This is a genomic window from Lentisalinibacter salinarum (assembly GCF_040706555.1).
In the GTDB taxonomy this organism is placed as follows: domain Bacteria; phylum Pseudomonadota; class Gammaproteobacteria; order Steroidobacterales; family Woeseiaceae; genus Lentisalinibacter; species Lentisalinibacter salinarum.
In genome coordinates this window covers 516796-532058 of record NZ_JAPDRH010000002.1, presented here as the reverse complement: position 1 = coordinate 532058, position 15263 = coordinate 516796, and the positions used below count along the sequence as shown (strand labels likewise).

The window sequence follows — 15263 nt, the reverse complement described above, 5'->3', positions numbered from 1 at the left end:
GGGGCCGGAAGAGGACCAACAGATCTGTAGAAGTTATTATTGGTCATGTTTCAACGCTTCAGAAGTCCGTCCGCAAATAGATGCCGATCGTTCTCGGCCTTACGCTGGCGCCGGACGCCAGCTGATTGCTGAAAACGTCCCCTGCACTCGCCGAGGCCAGCCCGGTGTCGTCCAGCAGGTTGGTGGCATACAGCGAAAAGCCGTACCTTTCCGTGGCCAGCGTCAGGTTTCCGTCGAGCAGGATAGAGGCGTCGACCGGGAAGTTCAGGGCGCAGCCGCAGCCGGGAACGCCGCTGCTGTAGGCGGTAGGGTAACTGCCGACGTAGCGCAGGCCGGTGCTGACGCTGGCATTGAAGCCCTCACTCGGTAATTCGTACTTGCCGCGCAGCGATCCGGTCCAACGTGGCAGATACCGCGATCGGTCACCCTCGAGTCCACCCAGTGTCGGCGCATCGTTGTCGAGGCGGCTGTCCGCATAACCGATGGATGCGTCGATCTCTAACGCGTCACTCAGTCGATATCGCAGAGCAGCCTCGAAACCATGGGCGGAGATACCCGATTCCGAGTTGCCGATGTTCGCGAGCGAATTCACGATAACTATTGCCTGAAAGTCGTTCCAGTTGATGGCCCACAGGGCGACGTCATACTCCAGCTTTCCATCCAGTCGTGAGCCCTTCGCGCCGATCTCGTAACTCCAGAGCTCGTCCGACTTGGCCAGGGAATCTGATCCCTGTTCGTTCGTTTCACCCGGCAGAACCACGCGAGGAACGGCCGGCCTGTAGCCGTTGGCGAATCGAAAGTAGATTGACGAGTTGCTGCTCGGCCGCCATCTGGCGCCGAGCAGCCACGTCGTGACGCGATCGTCGATTTTGCCGACCAAAATGACCTCGCCGTCCGGGTCGCCCGCGCCGAGCAGCCCTGCGTTCCGACTGCGTAACCTCGTCTCGAAGTCGCTGTGCCGGGCTCCCAGCGTAATGTCCAGATCAGGACGTAGGAACCACGTCAGGTTGCCGTACAGCGCGAGTTCCCGGTATTTCTGCGGGATATCGAAAGTAAAGAGATGATAGCCGGACGGCACGCTGAAGCTGTTCTGCAGCATATCGGCGTCGACGTCGGCGAAGTAAACGCCTGCAAGCCATTCGAGCGTGTCATTGTCATCGGAGATCAGCCGGAGTTCGTGGGTGCGTTTCTCGGCTTCGGCATCAATCGTGATCGGTACCGTGTTGGTGCCCGGTGGCGCGCCGACTTCGCCGTCGATCAGCCCGCCGAACGCAGATGTAACGTCAAGCATTTCGCGGTCATCGGAGCCGGTCAGAGCCGTCACGTATGTCAGGCTCGCCCGGTCGAAGTCGACGTTGAGCGTTGCTGCAAAGGCATCGAAAGTCATCGTCCCGGGCGTCGACGGTCCGTCGGTTATGTAATAGCCGTAGGTAGGCGTCAGCGACGGATAGTCGTAATTGACGCCCTGCGTCCTGTGCGCGAAATCTGACTCGTATCGGGACGCGAGGAATTTCAGGCGGGTGGTGTCGCTGACTTGCCACAATCCGGTTACGCTGCCCGCGCCGAGGTCGAACGGATTGATATCCCGCTCGATCGAACCGGATACGGGATCGATGCGATCGAGGTACCCGCCTTGGTCCGCGTACATACCGGTCACGGCAATTGCCAGCCGGTCTCCGACGATCGGAAGCGAGCCATAGAACTTGTACCTTTCGTTCCAATCACCGTGAGCAGTATTTGACAGGTCGAGGGCGACACGGCCCGAGGCCTTTTCAAGTGATGGATCACGCGTCACGTAACGAATGACACCACCAACTGCGCCGGCACCGTAAAGCGTTCCCTGCGGGCCCTTGATGACTTCGACCCGCTCGATGTCGCCCAGCATTCCATCGAACAAGCGGATTTGCGCCCATATGTAAGGAACCTCGGGCGTCAGCGGGATGTCGTCGACGTAGATGGCGACCACCGGCGTGGAACTTTCCTGCGTCACGCCACGCATGAATACCGTACCCAGTCCCCAGTTACCGTCTCCCTTGTAATGCACGCCGGCCGTGTAATCGATAGCGTCTTCCAGCGTCACCAGCCCCGCAGTGACGAGCTCTTCAGGCTCGATGGTGGATATGGCGAGGCCGACGTCCTGCAGCAACTCGCGGCGTTTGGAACCGACCACGATGATTTCGTCGATTGACTGATCCGACTGTTCTGCCGGAGCCGATTCCGGATTCCGCTGACCGGGTTCGTTTTCCGAACCCTGCGCAATGGCGACTACGCCGGACGCGAGAAAGATGGTCGTGGCGAATAATCGTACGGAAAGGGAACAACGGACCTGCATGTGCCAACCCCCCGTGACTGGCGGCACGTTGCATTTCCAATCCATTGAATTCTGCGCCAGCAGGTGCCGCAGCTGCCGGATCGGCTCGTTCAATCGAGAACCGATCCCTACAGGCCACTTCTGACTGCAAAGGAGGAAGATTGTCTATCCGCAAATCTACATAGCCGCCATCGGGGAGAACGACAGGCCGATACAATGTTCTCGATGTCGTCGGACGAATCCTCCAATACGTCCTCGATCTAGTCGATGTTCAGAAATGTCACCCGCGGACCGGTCCGGTGCCTGCCGCTGAGACGATGGCGTTTTCTGCGGCGTTCCCGACGTCGGAGGCCAGCGCTGTCAGATTCTTCCGTGCGCGTCGGCGCCGCCGGCTCGGTACCCGGTGTCAGGAGTGCTTTACGTCGAAGCGGCCGCCAGGTCCGGATTTCCGTGTCCCCGGCCGGTTGCCGCCGGCGATGGCGGGTCAGGATATGCCTGGGTAATCGAGTGCTCATTCCACGTCCCCCTGTATGCAACGAACTGCGGTGATCGCAGCTTCAAGATAGGGGGCAGGTGATTTAAATGCCTGACAGCGGTGCAATTTCCGTCTCACTTCTTCCACACAGTCGGCAAACAGGGGCTATACTCCTAGAGATAGAGACGTCCCCGGACGTCTGCGCCGGGGCGAGCGTCGTCGGCGGTTAGAGACTAAGGCTATGCCCGCCATCGCACCGTTCAGGGTCGGGGACTGGACGGTAGAGCCGGACCTCGACCGAATCTCCCGCGGGGGGCAGCGAATTCACCTGCGGCCCCAGGTAATGCGCGTACTCGCCTATCTGTCGGAGCGACAGGGCGAAGTGGTCCGCTCAGATGCCCTGATGCACGACTTGTGGTCGGGGAAGATTGTCTCTGACGCGACGCTCTACAACTGCGTCGCGGAACTCAGGCATGTCCTCGGAGAGGGCGGTGACGGTCTGGACGCGATCCAGACAGTGCCCAAAAAGGGCTACCGGCTGAGGCTGCCGGTGTCTTACACCGACGTACCGGAGTCCCAGGGCCGGTTGGAAGGCCCGCCACAAACGGCATCGGGCAATTTCCGGCGCTGGATCTGGCTTTCGCTGGCCGGCCTTGTCCTGGCGGCTTCGGCAACGCTCATTATCGGCAGGCAATCTGCCGAGCCCGACGAGGCAGTTTCCCTGGCGGTGCTGCCATTTGTCGCGATGAGCAACGGCCCCGACGACGAATATTTCGCCGATGGATTAAGCGAAGAGATACTGAACTCGCTCTCGCGATTGACCGGACTGCGGGTAATTTCCCGGACTTCGTCGTTCTTTTTCAAAGGCAAGGACGTTGACATAGCCACCATCGCCAGGCGCCTCGATGCGCGCTGGGTGCTGGAGGGTAGTCTGCGGCGCTGGGACGACCAGGTACGCGTTACGGCACAGCTGATCGATACCCGCAGCCGCACGCACGTGTGGTCGGACAGCTATGACCGCGACCTAAGCGCCGTAAATCTGTTTCAGGTGCAGAGCGAGATTGCGCGGGCAGTCACGGACCAATTGCGCAGCACACTTACCGAAGCGGACGAGCGACGCCTGCAGCAGCCGCCCACCGAGAACACCGAGGCTTACACGGCCTACCTGCTGGGCCGGGAGCGGCTGCGCGACCGTAAAGTGGGCGAACTCAACGATGCGGTCGACCGGTTTGCACATGCCATCGAACTCGATCCGCAGTTTGCTCACGCCTACGCGGGACTCGCCGATGCGTGCTGGCTTCTTTATGGATTCAGCGGCGGCCATGTCAACGAGCATTGTCCTGCGTCGGCCGAGGAAGGTGTCAGGGCGGACAAAATCGACATAGAGCCCCTGGTGCGCAAGGCGCTGAGCATCGACGACGGGGTTGGCGAAGCATGGGTGACGCTGGGCTTGGTCCTTCGAAGAAAAGCGCATGTGCGAGGTGGCGGCCCCGATGTGATGTACCTGATTCGGGAGGCGCAGGCGGCGTTCAAGAAGGGCATAGAGCTTAGTCCGAGTTTCTCCCAGGCCTACGCCTGGTACGCCTTCTCGCTTCAGTACATTTACGCTTATGACGATCCACCGAATGGATGGCTGACAGCTTGGGAGAACCACCACTGGCAGTCTGTCATCGAACGCGGCTTGGAAATCGACCCCCTGTCGCTAAGCCTGCATCAAATGAAGACGAAGTATCCGAGGAATTCGTCGACCCGAGAAGAAGCCGTCGCGCATGCCAGCAAGATGATCGAGATTGCGCCGGACTCGCCGCAGGGATACGCGGCGATGGCGGACATCCAATCGTACGCTTACGGGCGACTCGACGAGGCAATTCCGTGGCTCAAGAAAGCAGCGAGCCGAGATAGGGAAAATAGCACTTTGCTGAGTGAGATCGGCAACCTTTACTGCGCTCTCGGTGACGCCGAGATGGCAATGGCATACCTTGAGCACGCCAGACAGCTGGCGCCACCTGACGTGAGGCCGTCTTACGAGTTTCGTGGTGAAATCTGCCAGCGGCTCCTATCCGGCGAGATTCGATCGGGACGACTGAAGGATATCCTGGAAAAGGCGCAAGGCCCGGATGCTGCCTGGCGGATCCAAACCCTCGCGATGATCGACACCAGGACGGGGCGACCCGAAAACGCGCTTGCGAGATACCGAGAAATCGTTCCCGATGCCTGTTTCGACGACAGCGTTGACGACCTTTTGCTCTGTCCGTTCCAGATGATGACTGTCATGGAGGCGGCCGGCGATTATCAGCGTGCTCGCGAAATGGCAGAGAAGCGACTCAGGCCCATCGAGATGTGGTTTGAGAGGTATCCACACTATTCGGCATCTCTGTTTTACGCAGAAGGACTCTCTGTGCTCGGACGATTCGATGAGGCGCTGGACGTGCTGGAGACACTCGTAGATGAGGATTGGCTCAACTGGACTTATCTCGGTCCACCCTTCGCTCTCGAAACCAACATCACCTTTGACAATATGCGTGATTACCCACGATTCCAGGCACTCGTCGCCCGCGTCAAGGCGAAACTTTCGGAACAACTCCAGAACGTCCGTGAGATGGAAAGACGCGGCGAGTTGCCGACGCTCGAAGCGGTAAATGCGGTGATTGCATCGCAGCGGGAAAGGGACCGAAGCCAGCCCGGGTCAACCGGGACCATACCCTGGAGCCGATGAGCGACCGGTGATCGTTTGGTCCCGCGAGGCAGGACCACCGGGTTTGGACCGGTCGTTCTGCAAGGAGAGTTGTTGAGGAAGTGATGCCAGATTTGAGAAACAGGGACTGAAGGGCGGCAGCGAGGTATCGACCGTCGGGTACGACTTCTGGTGTGCCGTAACCTGTTGAAAAATGGTGGGCCCTCCAGGACTTGAACCTGGGACCTACGGATTATGAGTCCGCTGCTCTAACCAACTGAGCTAAGGGCCCGTCGGGCGGGCCAGTATAGCCACGAAGTCGGGTCTCGTCATCACGGCCCCCGGCCGGCCCGTCCCGCCCGATTCTGCGAACCGCTGCCGGGTCGCCAGCGTCCCCTTTATGCCAGAATTGGAAAATGGACAGATTCCAGCAGGCAGTGGCTGAAATCGTCGACGGGATCGAGACGGAGATGAGGCGCATCGAACTCTGGGAGGAAGAACGCCCGGCGCTCAGCCGCCTCGGCAGCGCCCAGCCGTTCTGTTTCGACACGCTGAGATTCCACCAGTGGCTGCAGTGGCTGTTCCTGCCCCGGATGCAGCGCATACTCGCCGCCGGCGGCGCCGGGATGCCGTCGGAAAGCGGCATCCACGCCTACGCCGAGGAGTGCCTGCGCGAGGATCCGCGGGACACGGGCCAGTTGCTGTCCCTGATCCGGCGTTTCGACGAGGTGATCACTGCGGGCGAGGCCGGCGGAGACGGGTCGAGGCATTGAGGGCGTGAGCAGGCGAGATGAGTAGAGGCGTGCTGATCACGGCGGCGGCCGGCAGCGTGGCGCTGCTCGCGCTGCCCCTCGCCGAGCCCGTCTGGTGGGTGTTCGGCCTGCCGGTGCACTTCCCGCTGCAGATCGTCGCCGGTTGCCTGCTGCTCCTCGCTGTCGCGCTGGCAGCCCGGCAGCGGGTGCCGGCGCTGGTGTTCGCGGGGGTCGTCGCAGTCTGCCTCTTCCAGGCCCGCGAGCAACTGCCCCGCATCGCGACGGCGGAGGCTTCCCCCACCGACCTCACGGCCGCGGTCCTCAATCTCGACTGGCGCAATCCGGACTTCGGCGCGGCTGAGGCCTGGCTGCGGCAAGTGCAGGCCGACGTCGTCGTGCTGCCCGAGTACACGCCGGCCGCCGCGCGGCGCCTCGCGTCGCTGACCGACGTCTATCCTCATCGCCTGGAGGCGGCGCGGGAGGGCGCCTGGGGCATCGCCCTGCTGAGCCGCCATCCGATCGCCTCGGGCCGGGTGATCCGCCCCGCCGGTGTCGACAGCCTCGCGCTGGATGCGGTGCTGGATACGGGCGGCCGCCGGCTGCGGGTGCTGGGTATCCATCCCCGCTCGCCGATCTCGGCGGGCTACACGGCCGAGCGCAACGTCCAACTCGCCGCCGTGGCAGACCTGGTCCGGGACTCCCGCGGAGCCACGCTGGTCTGCGGCGACTTCAACGACACGCCGTTCTCGGCCAGCTTCCGCGCCTTCACGGCGCGCGCGGGCGTGGCGAATGCGGCGGCAGGGCAGGGTTACCCTGCCACTTTCCCGGCCGGCTGGCTGCCGGTCTGGATCCCCATCGATCACTGTGTCTACCGCGGCGGGCTCGTGCCGGTGCGGGTACAGAGCGGGCCCGATGTGGGCTCCGATCACTACCCGCTGGTGGCGGAGTTTCGCTGGTAACGGCTTCCCCGTAGCGGCACGCCGCGGCCGCCCACGAAAAAGGGCGGCACCCCGCGGGATGCCGCCCTCCGTTCTCCGCATCGGCCGGCCGGATCAGTCCTCGATCAGGAAGCTCCTGAGCTGATCCGAGCGGCTCGGGTGGCGCAGCTTCCTGAGCGCCTTCGCCTCTATCTGGCGGATGCGCTCACGGGTGACGTCGAACTGCTTGCCGACCTCCTCGAGGGTGTGATCGGTGTTCATGTCGATGCCGAAGCGCATGCGCAGCACCTTCGCCTCCCGCGGCGTGAGCCCTGCCAGCACGCCGTGGGTGGTCTCTTTCAGGCCCTCCGAGGTCGCCGAATCGACCGGCGATTCCACCGACGGGTCCTCGATGAAGTCGCCGAGGTGCGAGTCCTCGTCGTCGCCGATGGGCGTCTCCATGGAGATGGGCTCCTTGGCGATCTTCAGCACCTTGCGTACCTTGTCCTCGGGCATCTCCATGCGCTCGGCCAGTTCCTCCGGCGTCGGTTCTCGGCCCATCTCCTGCAGCATCTGCCGGGAGATCCTGTTCAGCTTGTTGATGGTCTCGATCATGTGCACCGGGATGCGGATGGTGCGAGCCTGGTCCGCGATGGAGCGGGTGATGGCCTGCCGGATCCACCAGGTGGCGTAGGTCGAGAACTTGTAGCCGCGCCGGTATTCGAACTTGTCCACGGCCTTCATGAGGCCGATGTTGCCCTCCTGGATCAGGTCCAGGAACTGCAGGCCCCGGTTGGTGTACTTCTTGGCGATGGAGATCACCAGACGCAGGTTGGCCTCCACCATCTCCTTCTTCGCCCGCCGCGCCCGGGCCTCGCCGATGGACATGGCCCGGTTGATCTCTTTGATCTGGGCGATCGAGAGCCCGGTCTCCTCCTCCACCTGCACCAGCTTACGCTGGGCGCGAAGGATGTCTTCCTTCAGTTTCGACAGCGTGGAGGAGTGCTTGCGCTTGGCGCGGATGTGCTTCTCCACCCACTTCAGGTTGGTCTCGTTCTTCGGGAAGCTGGCGATGAAGTCCTTGCGCGGCATTCCGGCCTGCTTGACGCAGATCTGCATCACGGCCCTCTCCTGGGAGCGGATCGTCTGGACCGTGTCGCGCAGGATGGTGATCATCGAGTCGAACAGCTTCGGCGAGAGCTTCAGCTCCATCAGCTCGGCCGTCAGCTCGTCCCGGGCCTTCTTCGTCTTCTTGTCGCGGCTGCCGTACTTGTCCAGCGCGGTCATCACCTTGATGTGCAGCTTCTGGAGCTTCTTCAGGCGCTTGGCAACGTCCGCCGGGTCGGGCGGTGCGTTGGGGTCTTCCTCGTCGTCGCTGCGCTGACCCGGCGTCGGGATCTCGTCCGGCTCGTTCGGGTCGATGAAGCCCACCACCAGGTCCTGCATGCGCGCGTTGCCGTCCTGCACCGCCGCGAAGACGTCCAGGATGAACTGGACGCTGGGCGGGAAGTGCGACAGCGAGGCTTTGACCTGATCCAGGCCTTCCTCGATACGCTTGGCGATCTGGATCTCGCCTTCCCGGGTGAGGAGCTCCACCGTGCCCATCTCGCGCATGTACATGCGCACGGGATCGGTGGTGCGGCCGAACTCGCTGTCGACCGAGGCGAGCGCGTCGGCCGCCTCCTCGGTGTCGTCGTCGTCGTTCGAGACCGCGGCGTCCGATAGCAGCAGGGACTCGGCATCCGGCGCCTTCTCGTGCACCGTGATGCCCATGTCGTTGATCATATTGACGATATCCTCGATCTGTTCCGGATCGACGATGTCATTCGGGAGGTGATCGTTGACCTCCGCGTAGGTCAGATAACCCTGTTCCTTGCCCCGCGCGATCAACAGTTTGAGCTGAGACTGCTTATCGTTCGGGATCGCGGACGCGCTGTTGCGTTTTTCGCTCACAAACAGAACCTCTGTGCGTGGGTTGGGCAAACGGCTAACTATACTGAATTTTCCGTGATATTTCCATCATCGGATGCCGGATGCGCGGGTCGGGAGAGCAACTGGCGCAGCTCCTCCCGCTCTTCGGCCGAGAGCTCACCGCTCCGGCCTTTCTCCCGCAGGAATTCCACCCGGTCGTGCCGGGCGGCCTGGACGAGTTGCCGGACACAGCCCTCGAGCTCGGCCGCCGCGTCGAAATCCGCGTGACCGGGGGTCTCGGCGGCGGCCAGTGCTGCCAGGTGCCGGCCGTGGGGACGATGCCGCCAGCGTTCCAGGATGCCTGCGGTATTCATATGAGGTTCGGCCTGCAGTGTTTCAAGGAGTTCCACCAGCAGGTCGGCGCCCGGGCGGTCGAGGCCGGCCAGCCGTTCCACGTCCACGGAGGAGGCCGTCGCCGGGTGATGCAGCAGCAACGTGATGGCCCGCCGTACCAGGGTGGGCCGGCCGGTCTGGATGCGGGGCCGGGCCGGCCGCCGCGGCTCCGCCTTCTTCTCCTCGGGAACCTCCATCATCCCGGCCAGCCGCTCGCCGGACAGCCCCACCGTCTCGCCGAGGCGCTCGAGCAGCAGCTCCCGGTAGATGCCGGCGGGGATCTTCGCCACCAGCGGTCGTGCGAGTTCGGCCAGCCGGGCGCGGCCGTCCACGGACCCGAGGTCGACCTGTCCGGCCAGTTCGCCGACCAGGAAGTCCGACAGCGGCATGCCGTCGTCCAGCACCGCCTCGAAGGCCGCGCCGCCATGGCCGCTGACGAGGGAGTCCGGATCCTCGCCCTCCGGCAGGAAGGCGAAGTAGATCTGGCGGCCCTCGCGTACCTGGGGCAGCGCGTTCTCGAGGGCGCGCCACGCGGCCGCGCGGCCGGCCCGGTCGCCGTCGAAGCAGAAGCAGACGGCGTCGGTCAGCCGGAACAGCCGCGAGAGGTGATCCGCGGTGGTGGCCGTGCCGAGGGTGGCGACCGCGTAGCCGACGCCGTGGCGGGCGAGGGCGACGACGTCCATGTAGCCCTCCACCACCACCAGACGCTGGATGTCGCGCAGGCGCTTTTTCGCCTCGTAGAGGCCGTAGAGTTCCCGGCCCTTGTGGAACAGCACCGTCTCGGGCGAGTTCAGGTATTTGGGTTCCTCGTCGCCGAGTACCCGACCGCCGAAGCCGATGGTGCGTCCTCGTGAATCGCGGATGGGGAACATGACGCGATGGCGGAAGCGGTCGTAGTAGCCGCCGTTGTCGCGCCGGATCACCAGCCCGGCGGCGTGCAGCCGCTCGACGCCTTCGTCGTCGGTGCCGAAGCGCTTCAGCACGTGATCCCAGCCCGCGGGTGCGAAACCGATGCGGTAGGCCCGGGCGGTGGTGCCGTCGATGCCGCGCTGCTTGAGATAGGCCACGGCCTCGTCGCTGTCGCGCAGGCAATCGACGTAGTACTGCTCGACGGCGGCGGTCAGCTCCAGCAGCCGGTCCAGCTTGCGCGTGGGCCGGGAATCGGCCTCCCGAGGTACCTCCAGCCCCATCAGGCCGGCCAGTTCCTCGATGGCTTCCGGGAAACCGAGATGATCGTGCTCCATCAGGAAACCGATGGCGGTGCCGTGGGCGCCGCAGCCGAAGCAGTGGTAGAAGCCCTTGTCCGGGCTGACGGTGAAAGACGGCGTCTTCTCGCCGTGGAAGGGGCACAACGCCTTGTACTCGCGGCCGGCCTTCTTCAGCTGGATGCGGGTACCCAGCACCTCGGCGATGTCCGCGCGGGCGATCAGGTCGTCGATGAATTCCTGGGGGATGCGGCCGCTCATAATGCCCTCATCCGGAGCTTCCGGCGTGCCCGGCACAGGATAGCCGGCGTGCGGCGCGGACGCGAATAGGCGGCGCGGATGGGGTCAGCCGGCGAGCCTCGCCTTGACCTGGGCGCTGACGGCGCCCAGGTCGGCCCGCCCCTGGGCTTCGGTCTTGATCCGGGCCATGACCTTGCCCATGTCGCGCAGCGACCCGGCGCCGGTCTCGGCGATGGCGGCGTCGATGAGTGCCGCGAGTTCGTCGTCCGAGAGCGGCTCGGGGAGATACTCCGACAGCACGCCGATCTCGTATTTCTCTTTGTCTGCGAGATCGGCGCGGCCGCCGGCCTCGTACTGGCTCACCGACTCCCTGCGCTGCTTCACCATCTTCTCGATGACGGCGAGCGCGTCGGCGTCCGTGATTTCCTTGCGCTCGTCCACCTCACGCTGTTTCACGGCTGCGAGCGTCATGCGGATCACGCCGAGGCGGTCCTTTTCGCCCGCCTTCATGGCCGCTTTCATGTCGGCCGTGATCCGGTCTTTCAGGTTCATGGTTCGGTGGCCCTCGGTTACCCTCGGTTATCCATGGCCTCGTAAGGCCCCATAACCCGGATGGCCGGGGCGGCGGCGCTCAGTACAGCCGCTTGCGGCGGTTCTGCTCGCGGGAGATCCGCTTCATGTGGCGCTTCACGGCGGCCGCCTTCTTGCGCTTGCGCTCTTGGGTGGGCTTCTCGTAGAACTCGCGGCGACGCAGTTCCGTCAGAACGCCGGCCTTCTCGCAGGCGCGCTTGAAACGCCGCAGGGCGGCGTCGAAATATTCGTTCTCTCTGACTTTAACGCTCGGCATAGGTTTCCCGGTCTATCTGCTCTCGAGTCGAGCCTGGCGCACGGCATCGGGCCGGCGGGGCGCTCGGACACTTGGTTGGACAATTCGTTGGACAAATCCGCCGCAGCGGACAAAGACCGCTAATTTTACGACTGCTCCCCGGCGAATGCAAAAGCCTTTTGTCCGTTTCCTGGGGTATTATCCGCCCGCTATGCTGGTACTGGGCATCGAAACGAGCTGCGACGAGACCGGGGTGGCCCTGTACGACACCGAGGCCGGGCTCCTGGAGCATCGTCTCCACAGCCAGGTGGACCTGCACGCGCGCTACGGCGGCGTGGTGCCCGAACTGGCTTCCCGGGACCACTCCAGGCGCCTGGTGCCGCTGGTGGAAGAGGTGATGGCCGACGCGGGCATGGAGGCCGGCGACCTGGACGGGATCGCCTATACTGCTGGCCCCGGCCTGATCGGCGCGCTGATGGTGGGCGCGACCTTCGCCGCCAGCTATGCCACCGCCGCCGGCCTGCCCGCCGTGCCCGTGCATCATATGGAGGCGCACCTGCTGGCGCCGCTGCTGGAGCCGGAGCCGCCGGAGTTCCCGTTCGTCGCGCTGCTGGTGTCCGGCGGCCACACCCTGCTGGTGGATGTGGCCGGCATCGGCCGCTACACGGTGCTCGGCACGACGCTGGACGATGCGGCCGGGGAGGCCTTCGACAAGACCGCGAAACTGCTGGAGCTCGGCTATCCGGGCGGCCCCGCGCTGGCGGCGCTGGCCGAGCGGGGAGATCCGGACGCCTTCGCATTCCCCCGTCCGCTCACGCGGCGGCCGGGGCTGGATTTCAGCTTCTCGGGCCTGAAGACCGCGGTGCTGGTCGAGGCCCGGCGCCTGCGCGAGGCCGGCTCCTGGGAAGAGGGCGCCCGGGCCGACATGGCCGCGTCGTTCGAGGCCGCGGTCGTGGAGACCCTGGCCATCAAGTGCCGCCGGGCGCTGGAGACGACCGGGCGCAGCCGTCTGGTGGTGGCGGGCGGTGTGGGCGCCAACCGGCGGCTGCGCGAATGCCTGGTGGCGGACGTCTCCGCCCGCGGCGGCCGCCTGTACTTTCCGCGTCCGATGTTCTGTACGGACAACGGCGCGATGATCGCGCTGGCCGGTGCGCTCCGGCTGGCACAATCCGGCGACGAGCCCCGCATCCTGGCGCGGGCCCGCTGGTCGCTGGAGGAACTGCCGGCCGTGGCCGCCTGAGCGGAGAACTCATGGATATCATCTTCCTGCGCGACCTGCGCATCGACACCGTGGTGGGCATCTGGGACTGGGAGCGGCGCATCCGCCAGACGGTGAGCATCGATCTGGAGATGGCCGCGGACATCGCCCGCGCGGCCGCGACGGACAGCATCGACGATACGCTCAATTACAAGAGAGTGGCGAAGCGGCTCATCGCCTACGTCGAGGCGTCGGAGTTCCAGCTGGTCGAGACCATGGCCGAGCGCATCGCCGAGATCGTCCTGGGGGAATTCGAGGTGCCCTGGGTTCGGGTCACGGTGAACAAGCCCGGCGCGATCCGCGGTTCCCGGGACGTGGGCGTGCGCATCGAGCGCGGCGTGAGGCCGGACTGAGATGGCGCGGGTATTCGTCAGCGTCGGCAGCAACGTGCGGCCCGAGGAGAACCTTCGCCTTGCCTGCGGCGAACTCGAGCGGCGCTTCGGCGGCCTGGAGCTCTCCTCCGTGTACCGCAATCCGCCGGTGGGCTTCGACGGGCAGGACTTCCTCAACCTGGTGGCGGCTTTCGATACGCAGGCCGACCCGGAAGCCGTGGTCGCCGAGCTGGAGGAGATCCACGAATTGGCCGGCCGGCGCCGGGACGGAGAGCGCTTCGGGCCGCGGACGCTGGATCTGGACCTGCTGCTCTACGACGACCTCGTGACCGCTGGTCCGCCGCTGACGCTGCCCCGGGAGGACGTGCTCAAGTACGATTTCGTGCTCGGTCCGCTGGCGGAGCTCGCCCCCGATCTCGTCCACCCGGTGGACGGGCGCCGTGTCGCCGAACTCTGGGAGGCCTTCGACAACGGCGGCCGCCGGCTCACCGTCGAGGACGTCGACGTCGAGGCCCGGGTCTGAGGTCTCGAAAATCGGCGCCAGCCGGGATAGATTGGGTGGGACGAGGGTCCGATACGGCATACGGGCGAGAGAGGCGACAGGGATGAAGAGACTCAAAACCGTCGGGATCATGATGGCTGCCGCGCTGGCGACCGCCGCCTGCGGCGGGGGCGGCGGAGGCGGCGGCACCACGCCGCCGCCGACCGGGACAACCGACTGCAGCGCTACCGCGCAGAAGGAGTTCGTGCTGGCGCGGATGCGTGACATCTATTTCTGGGTCGAAGACCTGCCCCCGACCGTGGACATCGACCAGTACGCCACACCCGAGGAGCTGCTGGACTTCCTGGTGGCGGACCAGCCGCTCGACCGCTTCAGCTACATCGATACCGCCTCAGCGGATTCCGCCTTCTTCGGCGAGGGTCAGTACGAAGGCTTCGGCTTCAGCACGCGTTTCATCGACACGGACGGCGACGGAGAGTCGGACGAGGTCCGTTTCGTGCGCGTGTTCTCCGACAGCCCCGCGGCGGATGCGGGTTTCGCCCGCGGTCAGTACATCCGCACCGTCGACGGCCGCACCATCGCGGAGATCCAGGCAGCCGGCGAGATCGCCGACATTTTCACCCCGGACACCATCCAGTTCGGCATCGAACGCCTGGACGGAAGCACCTTCGACGTGGTCGTGAGCAAAGGCGTGGTCACCATCGACCCGGTGCCCCAGTGGCGGGTGATCGACACGCCGGGCGGCCCGGTGGGCTACCTGGAATTCGCCCAGTTCATCAGCACGGCCGAGGGACCCGCCGGACCGCTGGCCGAGGCCTTCACCGAGTTTGCCGGCCGGGACGTGGCCGACCTGGTGCTGGACCTGCGTTACAACGGCGGCGGCCTGGTGCGCACGGCGGAGCTGCTCGGCGACTACCTGGGCGGCTTCATCGCCGAGGGCGACGTGTTCTCGGAGACGCTTTTCAACGCGCAGAACGCCGCCCGCAACGACATCGAGCTGTTCGAGCGGCTGGCGTCCTCGCTGAACCTGTCGCGCCTGATCGTCATCGCCTCGCGCAGCACCGCGTCGGCGAGCGAACTCGTGATCAACGGCCTGTTCCCCGAGGCGGAGGTCGTCATCGTCGGCGATCGTACCTTCGGCAAGCCCGTGGGGCAGACGGCCGAGGTGCTGGAGGATTGCGACTTCATCCTGCGCCCGGTGGCCTTCAAGACGGTGAACGGGCTGGGCGAGGGCGACTACTTCGGCGGGCTGCCGGTCGATTGCCCGGCGCCGGACGACCTCGACTTCCCGGTGGGCGGCGACAATGATCCGTCGCTGACGACGTCGCTCGCATACGTGGAGAACGGTGCCTGCCCGGCGCCGGCGACGCTGCAGAAGACGGCGGACGCTGCGAGACAGGTGCTGCCGGAGGACCGCAGCCCGCCGTGGCGGAACCTCAACGGGGTGTACTGACCGCGGGTGACTCT

The 15263-nt window shown here is 64.9% G+C and carries 12 protein-coding genes and 1 tRNA gene; 7 read left to right on the top strand and 6 right to left on the bottom strand.

What is annotated here, in order from left to right; genetic code table 11:
• Positions 1–58 precede the first annotated feature (58 nt).
• A complete protein-coding gene (locus ACJMKZ_RS05490) occupies positions 59–2425 on the bottom strand; it encodes a TonB-dependent receptor (protein WP_405232186.1) in 2367 nt (788 codons plus the stop codon).
• A 602-nt stretch (positions 2426–3027) separates the two neighbouring features.
• Between ACJMKZ_RS05490 and ACJMKZ_RS05485 the strand changes: the two genes are divergently transcribed.
• Positions 3028–5502: a winged helix-turn-helix domain-containing protein gene (locus ACJMKZ_RS05485; RefSeq protein WP_405232185.1), complete on the top strand. Its 2475-nt coding sequence runs from the start codon at positions 3028–3030 to the stop codon at positions 5500–5502.
• 173 nt (positions 5503–5675) lie between these two features.
• Here the strand turns inward: ACJMKZ_RS05485 and ACJMKZ_RS05480 are convergent.
• A tRNA-Ile gene (locus ACJMKZ_RS05480) sits at positions 5676–5752 on the bottom strand.
• A gap of 124 nt (positions 5753–5876) precedes the next feature.
• Between ACJMKZ_RS05480 and ACJMKZ_RS05475 the strand changes: the two genes are divergently transcribed.
• Positions 5877–6233 (top strand): YqcC family protein, encoded by a 357-nt coding sequence (locus ACJMKZ_RS05475; RefSeq protein WP_405232184.1) that lies wholly within the window; start codon positions 5877–5879, stop codon positions 6231–6233.
• Positions 6234–6250: 17 nt separating this feature from the next.
• Complete coding sequence (locus tag ACJMKZ_RS05470; RefSeq protein WP_405232183.1) at positions 6251–7171, top strand: endonuclease/exonuclease/phosphatase family protein; 921 nt, start codon at positions 6251–6253, stop codon at positions 7169–7171.
• Positions 7172–7264: 93 nt separating this feature from the next.
• Here the strand turns inward: ACJMKZ_RS05470 and rpoD are convergent, their stop codons facing one another.
• The 4 genes from rpoD to rpsU form a co-directional block, all read right to left on the bottom strand.
• Positions 7265–9082, bottom strand: a complete 1818-nt coding sequence (gene rpoD, locus ACJMKZ_RS05465; RefSeq protein WP_405232182.1) for an RNA polymerase sigma factor RpoD — start codon at positions 9080–9082, stop codon at positions 7265–7267.
• 38 nt (positions 9083–9120) lie between these two features.
• Complete coding sequence (gene dnaG / locus ACJMKZ_RS05460; RefSeq protein WP_405232181.1) at positions 9121–10899, bottom strand: DNA primase; 1779 nt, start codon at positions 10897–10899, stop codon at positions 9121–9123.
• An 84-nt stretch (positions 10900–10983) separates the two neighbouring features.
• Positions 10984–11430: a GatB/YqeY domain-containing protein gene (locus tag ACJMKZ_RS05455; RefSeq protein ID WP_405232180.1), complete on the bottom strand. Its 447-nt coding sequence runs from the start codon at positions 11428–11430 to the stop codon at positions 10984–10986.
• A gap of 79 nt (positions 11431–11509) precedes the next feature.
• Complete coding sequence (rpsU, locus tag ACJMKZ_RS05450) at positions 11510–11725, bottom strand: 30S ribosomal protein S21 (protein WP_405227569.1); 216 nt, start codon at positions 11723–11725, stop codon at positions 11510–11512.
• 190 nt (positions 11726–11915) lie between these two features.
• Between rpsU and tsaD the strand changes: the two genes are divergently transcribed.
• The 4 genes from tsaD (at position 11916) to ACJMKZ_RS05430 (ending at position 15249) form a co-directional block, all read left to right on the top strand.
• Positions 11916–12944 (top strand): tRNA (adenosine(37)-N6)-threonylcarbamoyltransferase complex transferase subunit TsaD, encoded by a 1029-nt coding sequence (tsaD, locus tag ACJMKZ_RS05445; RefSeq protein WP_405232179.1) that lies wholly within the window; start codon positions 11916–11918, stop codon positions 12942–12944.
• 11 nt (positions 12945–12955) lie between these two features.
• Positions 12956–13315 (top strand): dihydroneopterin aldolase, encoded by a 360-nt coding sequence (gene folB / locus ACJMKZ_RS05440; protein WP_405232178.1) that lies wholly within the window; start codon positions 12956–12958, stop codon positions 13313–13315.
• Position 13316: 1 nt separating this feature from the next.
• Positions 13317–13817, top strand: a complete 501-nt coding sequence (folK, locus tag ACJMKZ_RS05435; protein ID WP_405232177.1) for a 2-amino-4-hydroxy-6-hydroxymethyldihydropteridine diphosphokinase — start codon at positions 13317–13319, stop codon at positions 13815–13817.
• Positions 13818–13899: 82 nt separating this feature from the next.
• The gene (locus tag ACJMKZ_RS05430; protein WP_405232176.1) at positions 13900–15249 is read left to right on the top strand and encodes a S41 family peptidase; all 1350 of its coding nucleotides are present in this window, start codon (positions 13900–13902) and stop codon (positions 15247–15249) included.
• Positions 15250–15263 lie beyond the last annotated feature (14 nt).

Coding starts and splice junctions, on each gene's coding strand:
- ACJMKZ_RS05485 (WP_405232185.1), top strand. CDS start 3,028: ATGCCCGCCATCGCACCGTTCAGGGTCGGGGACTGGACGGTAGAGCCG.
- ACJMKZ_RS05475 (WP_405232184.1), top strand. CDS start 5,877: ATGGACAGATTCCAGCAGGCAGTGGCTGAAATCGTCGACGGGATCGAG.
- ACJMKZ_RS05470 (WP_405232183.1), top strand. CDS start 6,251: ATGAGTAGAGGCGTGCTGATCACGGCGGCGGCCGGCAGCGTGGCGCTG.
- dnaG (WP_405232181.1), bottom strand. CDS start 10,899: ATGAGCGGCCGCATCCCCCAGGAATTCATCGACGACCTGATCGCCCGC.
- ACJMKZ_RS05455 (WP_405232180.1), bottom strand. CDS start 11,430: ATGAACCTGAAAGACCGGATCACGGCCGACATGAAAGCGGCCATGAAG.
- rpsU (WP_405227569.1), bottom strand. CDS start 11,725: ATGCCGAGCGTTAAAGTCAGAGAGAACGAATATTTCGACGCCGCCCTG.
- tsaD (WP_405232179.1), top strand. CDS start 11,916: ATGCTGGTACTGGGCATCGAAACGAGCTGCGACGAGACCGGGGTGGCC.
- folB (WP_405232178.1), top strand. CDS start 12,956: ATGGATATCATCTTCCTGCGCGACCTGCGCATCGACACCGTGGTGGGC.
- folK (WP_405232177.1), top strand. CDS start 13,317: ATGGCGCGGGTATTCGTCAGCGTCGGCAGCAACGTGCGGCCCGAGGAG.
- ACJMKZ_RS05430 (WP_405232176.1), top strand. CDS start 13,900: ATGAAGAGACTCAAAACCGTCGGGATCATGATGGCTGCCGCGCTGGCG.